Consider the following 6,083-nt stretch of genomic DNA (forward strand, 5'->3'; position numbering starts at 1 on the left):
GAATCGGCGAAGCCCGGTGCGACCAGCCGCGGACGGCCCGCAGATCTCGTAGCTCTCGTAGGCCTCGTACGGCACTTCCCGCGGAGCGCCTGGGCGTCAGCCGGTCCTGCGACCCCACTGCTGACCGAACTGGGCCCACTCCCTGTCCCACTGCTCCATGCGTCGGCGGTCGAGGCGTCCGCGCACAACCCATCCGACGGACAGTACGGCCGCGCCGGCGCCCACTGCGGTCGTCGTGCCGAGCGCTACGACCTGAAACTCGGCTTCCGCACTGGGCACGGGCGCGGGCACCAGCTTGCCGTTTCGGTCCAGCCACACCTGCGTCCTGGCTCCGGTCTTCTCACCGGGGTCGACCCGGGCCAGGCTCGTCCGGATCGAACCATCCGCCGCTGTCCAGCGCACCTTGGCCCACACCTGGTCGCCGGCTCCGGCAAGCTGGGACGTGGCCACGGGAGCGTCCTGGGTGAGCACGGCCGGGACGGCGTGCCGCTCGGCTCGTCGGCTGTCCAGGTTCTGCTCCACCGCGTGGGCGGTCGCCGTGCCCGCAGCGGTGCCGGCGGCGGCCGCGAGGCACCAGGCCCCGAGCAGCAGCCAGGCCCCGACTACATCGCTGCGGCGCCTGAGCGGGTTGCGCCGCCAACGCCACAACCGTACCTTCGCCGCCCTCCCGCGACATGTCCGCGCCATCGTTCGGCACCCCCTCTGCTCTCACCGTGGCACAGTCGGCCTGAACACCTTCCGCTTCGAAACTCTCAGCCCGGCCACGGAGACGGGATGGGCCGACCGGGCTCCCTCGGTGGGACCTCCGGGTCCGTTTTCCCGCGTCCACGCATCCTGCGGGCGCCGTTCAGCGTCCTGTCGATGCCGTGGTCGTCATCGCCCTGCCGGGACGGCTCCTGAGGAGCACTGCGGCAGGCGGGCGACGCGGCGTGGTCCAGGTGCGCGCGGGGTGGCCGAGGCGCACAATCAACTGCGGGAAGTGGTCTCCGATGAGCTTCGCCTGCAACTCCGCGCGCAGCTCGGGCAGTTCGAGGGGCTGGGTGTGAAAGGCCGCCATGACCCGATGGGCCGCCGCATACAGCAGCACCCGCTGGAGCGCCTGGCCGGCCCGGAGCCAGTCCAGCCGGGTGTCGTGCGCAGTCGTCAGTACGGCGACGGTGCCCGTCCTCGGAGACCAGCGCCGAGGCCGGGAGTCACACCCTCCTGCGAGGCCCGTGTAGTCGCGTCCGGCGAGGAGCTCGCGGACCGGGTGGCGGTGGCACGCCTCGGCCGGCACCCGCTCCAGCCACGACCGCCGGGCGGCCCCCGAGTAGCCGGTCACCTCCGCGACATGACCGGCATCGGCACGGTGCACCGCTTCCGCCACCCGCACCGTCTCCGCGAGCAGTCTCAGCTGCTCCGGATGGTCGACGATGTGCAGCAGGGCGCCCTCGGCACGGGCGTGGTCGCGCAGCTCGTCGATCAGCGACGGCGGCACGGGCTCGGGCTCGAACTGCCCTCGGTGCGTATGCCGGTGGGCCATGGCGTGCTCCATCAGCATCACCTCACGGGTGGCCGCAAGGAACGCGCCCCAGCCGACGCGGGCCAGGAACGCCGGGTTCCCGGGGTCCGGCAGCAGGGACACGGCCGGCCGGAAGCCGAGATGCCGTACCGCGACCCGGGTGTTGAACAGCGCGGCCCCGCAGCTGATCGCCATCTCCCGGCCGCCGGGATCGGTCAGGGGCAGCCGTCGCCCGGCGTCGGCGTGCACCTCGAATCCGAAGCTCTCGTCATCGGCGACGAACAGCCAGGGCTGGGTGTTGTGCGGCGAAGGCGCAAAGGCGGCGGCGCGGGCGAGGTGGAAGGCCGCGTGGCTGGGACTCTCGTACGACACGGACATGGTGTTCCGCCCTTCGTGAACCATCTGCCCCCAGCGTCCGTGGCCCGCAGGACCCCGAGGTAGGGGCCGACCGTCCCCCGCTCCGGTCTGTGCGGCCCCAGTGCCGGGCACCATGCGCGCGTGCATGCTGGACCTGCGGCGCTTCGTCGACACCGCGGCCGTAAGGCGGACCGGCTTCGGGTGAGGCCCAGGAGGCAGGATGAGTGCGCGTCTCGTGTGGAGCAGGACGGACTCCCTGCTGTTCCTGGTGACCGCGGCGGCACTCGCCGCCGGTTCACTGGCCTGGCTGGCGGATGCCCCTGGTGTGGCGGACCTGTTCTGGGCCGCGGGGACGGTGGCGGCCGTGGTACCGGCGGTGGTCTGGATCCTGCGCGCCCTGCACCGCGGCCACGCGGGCGTCGATGTGATCGCCGTACTGGCTCTGGCCGGCACACTCGCCGTACGGGAGTACCTGGCCGGATCCCTGATCGCCCTGATGCTGGCCACCGGCCGGACACTGGAGGCGGCCGCGCAGCGCCGGGCCTCGCGCGACCTGAGCGCACTGCTGCGGCACGCGCCGCGGTCGGCCCGTCGGCGCACCGGGTCCGAGGTGCGCACGGTACCCCTGGCCGAGGTCTCCGTGGACGACCTGCTGGTGGTCGGGCCGGGTGACGTGGTCCCGGTGAACGGCCGGGTCAGCGCGGACACGGCTCTTCTGGACGAATCGGCGCTCACCGGTGAGTCGCTCCCCGTCGAACACGTTCATGGCGAGCTGGTGCGCAGCGGTGCCGTCAACACGGGCGGTGCCTTCGAGCTGCGGGCCACGGCCACCGAGCAGGACAGCGCGTACGCGGAGATCGTCCGGCTCGCCCGCCAGGCGGGGGCCGAGACCGCCCCCGTGGTGCGCCTCGCCGACCGGTACGCCGCCTGGTTCGTGCCCCTGTCCCTGGTCGTGGCGGGTCTCGCCTGGCTGGTCGGCGGGTCGGCCACATCGGCCGTCGCGGTCCTGGTCGTCGCCACTCCCTGCCCACTGCTGCTCGCCGCTCCGGTGGCGATCGTCTCCGGGCTCTCGCGGGCGGCCCGCCGCGGCGTGGTGATCCGGGACGGCGGCGCCCTGGAGACACTGGGCCGGGCGCGCACCCTCGTTCTGGACAAGACGGGCACGCTCACGACGGGCCGCCCGCGCGTGGTCGACGTGGCCGCCGCGCCGGGCCGCGAGACGGCCGAGGTGCTGCGGCAGGCCGCCTCCGTCGACCAGCTCTCCCCGCACGTCCTGGCCCAGGCCCTCGTCGACGAAGCCCACCGGCGCGGTCTGGAGCTGTCCCTGCCGGCGGACGTGCGCGAGGAGCCCGGCCATGGCGCCACGGGAACCTTGGAGGGCCACCGGCTCTCGGTGGGCCGGATCCGCGTCGGGCCGGACAGCCCCGCGTGGGTCCGCGCGGTCGACAACCGGGCGGTCCTGGACGGCGCGTCCGTCGTCTGGTTGACCGCCGACGGCACGGTCGCCGGAGCCGTCCTGCTGCGCGACCCACTGCGCCCCGACGCCCCCAGGACGCTGCGGCGCCTGCGCTCGGCCGGCGTCCAGCGGCTCCTGATGGTCACCGGGGACCGCGCCGAACCCGCCCGCGAGGTCGCCACCGTCCTCGGCCTCGACGCCGTGCACACCGGACAGAGCCCCGCCGACAAGGTCACGGCGGTGCGCACCGAACGCGACCACGCCGTCACCGTCATGATCGGCGACGGCGTCAACGACGCACCGGCGCTCGCCACCGCCGACATCGGCGTCGCCATGGGTGCCCGCGGCTCGACCGCCTCCTCGGAGGCCGCCGACATCGTGCTCACCACGGACCGCGTGGACCGCCTCGCCGACGCGATGGGCATCGCCGTACGCTCCCGGCACATCGCGGTCCAGAGCGCGCTGGGCGGCATGCTGATGTCCCTCGCCGCGATGGTGGCGGCGGCGTTCGGACTGCTGCCTCCGGCGGCCGGAGCCCTGCTCCAAGAAGGTATCGATGTCGCCGTCATCCTCAACGCCCTGCGCGCCCTGCGCACTGACCGCGCCACCCAGCCCGTACTCACGCCCACCGCGGAGGACCTCGTCCACCGGTTCGCCGCCGAGCACGACGACCTTCGTGAGGTGGTGGAGGCGGTGCGCATGGCCGCCGACCGGCTCTCCGGCTCGTCGGAGGAACAGGCGAGGGCGGCCGTCGAGCACGTACACCGTCTGCTGACCGACCGGCTGCTGCCCCACGAGCACGCCGAGGAGCATCAGCTCTATCCCGCGCTCGCCGACTCCCTCGGCGGACCCGAGACCACGGCCACGATGAGCAGAGCCCACGCCGAGATCGACCGCCTCGCCGGACGCATCGCCACCCACCTCACCCTCACCGACGCCGAAGGCCGGCTACGGCCGGAGAACCTCGACGACCTGCGGGCCTGCCTGTACGGGCTGTACAGCGTCCTGCGCCTGCACTTCACGCAGGAGGAGGAGAACTACTTCTCGCTGGCGCCGTGAGGCGATGCCACGGTGAACACGAGTGAACCGCATACGAACCGAATGCGGGCGAACGGCGAAACACGGCGCGGCAAGCGGTTTCCCGCCCGCCGCATCCGTATCCTCCTCCTCGCCTCCCCGTCAGTTCGTCTCCCCCGGCGTGCCCGCGAGCTCGGTCGCGATGCGCCCCGCCCACTCCTCGATCGCGGTGAAGTCCCGGAAGTCCCCGCCCTTGCCATTGCGGAGGCTCATCCGTGCAACCCATCCCTTCGCGCCCTCCTCCAGGCAGCCTCCAAATGTGACGTGCTCCCTGATGTCGAGCCGGTCCATGGCCTTCTTCACCCCGGGCGCGGGCGGAATGTCCCGCTCCGAAGCCGAGGCGTCGAGCGGACCGCTGCTGAAGGACCACACCGGTCGTTCGGCCAGTGCATGTCGATGACGGCGGACGAACCGGCGGGCGTGCTTCTGCCAACGCCCGGCGTACAGTCCACCTCCGACCACCACGGCGTCGTACGACGCGATGCTCGCCACTGACTGGGCGGGCAGCGCCTCGGCCGTCAGTCCCTCCTTGCTCAGCACCTCGGCGATGGCCTCGGCGATCCGCCCGGTCGATCCGTTCGTCGTCCCGTAGGCGACCAACACGCTTTTGGGCATGTCGTTCCGCCTCCTCTCACAGTTTGTGCAGCCAGTCGTCCGCGACGCCGTGCAGCGCCTGTTCGTCGGGCTGGATACGGGAGTCGTCCAGCCGGTAGGTGAGCTTGTCGACCACCCCGACCACGCCGTCGATCTGACGCGTCATGGAAACGGCGATCTCCGTCTCACTCTTGCGCTCCGTGTGCCCTGAGAGCCTGACCACGCCCTCCACCACGGAGACGTCGAACGTCTGGGGTGCCAACCACAGCGTGCGGACCAGTACTTCCTCGATCACCTCCTGACGGATCTCCTTGTCCGGCCGCAGGAAGACCTGGAGCAGGTCGCGCCGAGTGACGATGCCGACGAGCCGCTCCTCCTCGTCCACCACGGGCAGCCGTTCCACACACCGCTGGGCCATGGTCCGGGCGGCCTCGACGATCGTGACATCGGCGCGCACAGTGACGGGTGGTTCGGTCATCAACTGTCCCGCGGTGCGGGCCTGTGCCTTCGCGGCCTGCTTCCTGGCACTGCGCGTCAGGTCGGCAAGCCGGAAGCGGCGCTTCGGCTCATAGGGGTCGGGAGTTTTGGCCTGCCGGACCATCAGGTCCGTCTCGGAGATGACCCCGATGACCTTCTTGTTCTCGCCCACGACCGGGAGCCCGCTGATCCGGTGCTCGGCCAGCAGCCGCGCCACCTCCTTGAACGGAGTGCCGTACTCGGCGCGGACGACCTCCTCGGTCATCACGGAGCCGACCTTGTTGTGCTTCATGTCTGTTCCCTCCTCAACGGAGCCGACGCGGATACGCGTCATAGGGCCTGCGCGGCGGGACCCAGGTGGCCACCGTTGTGCATACCCATGGCGGGCCGTCCGCGAGCTCACCGTGGACGGTGGGCCGGCTGAACAGGTCGTCCGTCATGGCCGCTCGCCTCCCACCCTGTCGGCACCTTGAGCATCCAGCGGGCCGGAAGGCGGTTCCATGGGCTGTCCGGGCCGGTCCGAGGGCCAGTCGGCCCCAAGTCCTGGGCACCGTCGTCCTGGGCGCGGCCGCCCTTGCCCATCCCGCCGCGTGCGCGTTGGGGGGGGGGGGGGGGGGGAGG

The 6,083-nt window shown here is 72.1% G+C and carries 5 protein-coding genes; 1 reads left to right on the plus strand and 4 read right to left on the minus strand.

Features of this window, described 5'->3' with window-relative positions; all coding sequences use genetic code 11:
- Window positions 1–96 precede the first annotated feature (96 nt).
- Together ACTWQR_RS45485 and ACTWQR_RS45490 are read right to left on the minus strand one after the other, a co-directional pair.
- Entirely contained in the window at window positions 97–687 is a 591-nt protein-coding gene (locus ACTWQR_RS45485) for an Rv1733c family protein (protein ID WP_443233188.1), read from the minus strand.
- Between the two features lie 160 nt (window positions 688–847).
- The gene (locus ACTWQR_RS45490) at window positions 848–1,879 is read right to left on the minus strand and encodes an Acg family FMN-binding oxidoreductase (protein WP_443233189.1); all 1,032 of its coding nucleotides are present in this window, start codon (window positions 1,877–1,879) and stop codon (window positions 848–850) included.
- Window positions 1,880–2,078: 199 nt separating this feature from the next.
- Between ACTWQR_RS45490 and ACTWQR_RS45495 the strand changes: the two genes are divergently transcribed.
- Window positions 2,079–4,373, plus strand: a complete 2,295-nt coding sequence (locus ACTWQR_RS45495; protein ID WP_443233190.1) for a heavy metal translocating P-type ATPase — start codon at window positions 2,079–2,081, stop codon at window positions 4,371–4,373.
- A 120-nt stretch (window positions 4,374–4,493) separates the two neighbouring features.
- Here ACTWQR_RS45495 and ACTWQR_RS45500 read toward each other — a convergent pair whose 3' ends face one another.
- Both ACTWQR_RS45500 and ACTWQR_RS45505 read right to left on the minus strand, forming a co-directional pair.
- Window positions 4,494–5,006: a flavodoxin domain-containing protein gene (locus ACTWQR_RS45500; RefSeq protein WP_443233191.1), complete on the minus strand. Its 513-nt coding sequence runs from the start codon at window positions 5,004–5,006 to the stop codon at window positions 4,494–4,496.
- A gap of 16 nt (window positions 5,007–5,022) precedes the next feature.
- Window positions 5,023–5,754 carry a CBS domain-containing protein gene (locus ACTWQR_RS45505; protein WP_443233192.1) on the minus strand — a complete coding sequence of 244 codons (732 nt, stop codon included), beginning with the start codon at window positions 5,752–5,754 and terminating at the stop codon, window positions 5,023–5,025.
- Between the last annotated feature and the right edge of the window lie 329 nt (window positions 5,755–6,083).

The sequence above is a fragment of the Streptomyces sp. 2A115 genome (genome assembly GCF_052245575.1).
GTDB lineage: Bacteria > Actinomycetota > Actinomycetes > Streptomycetales > Streptomycetaceae > Streptomyces.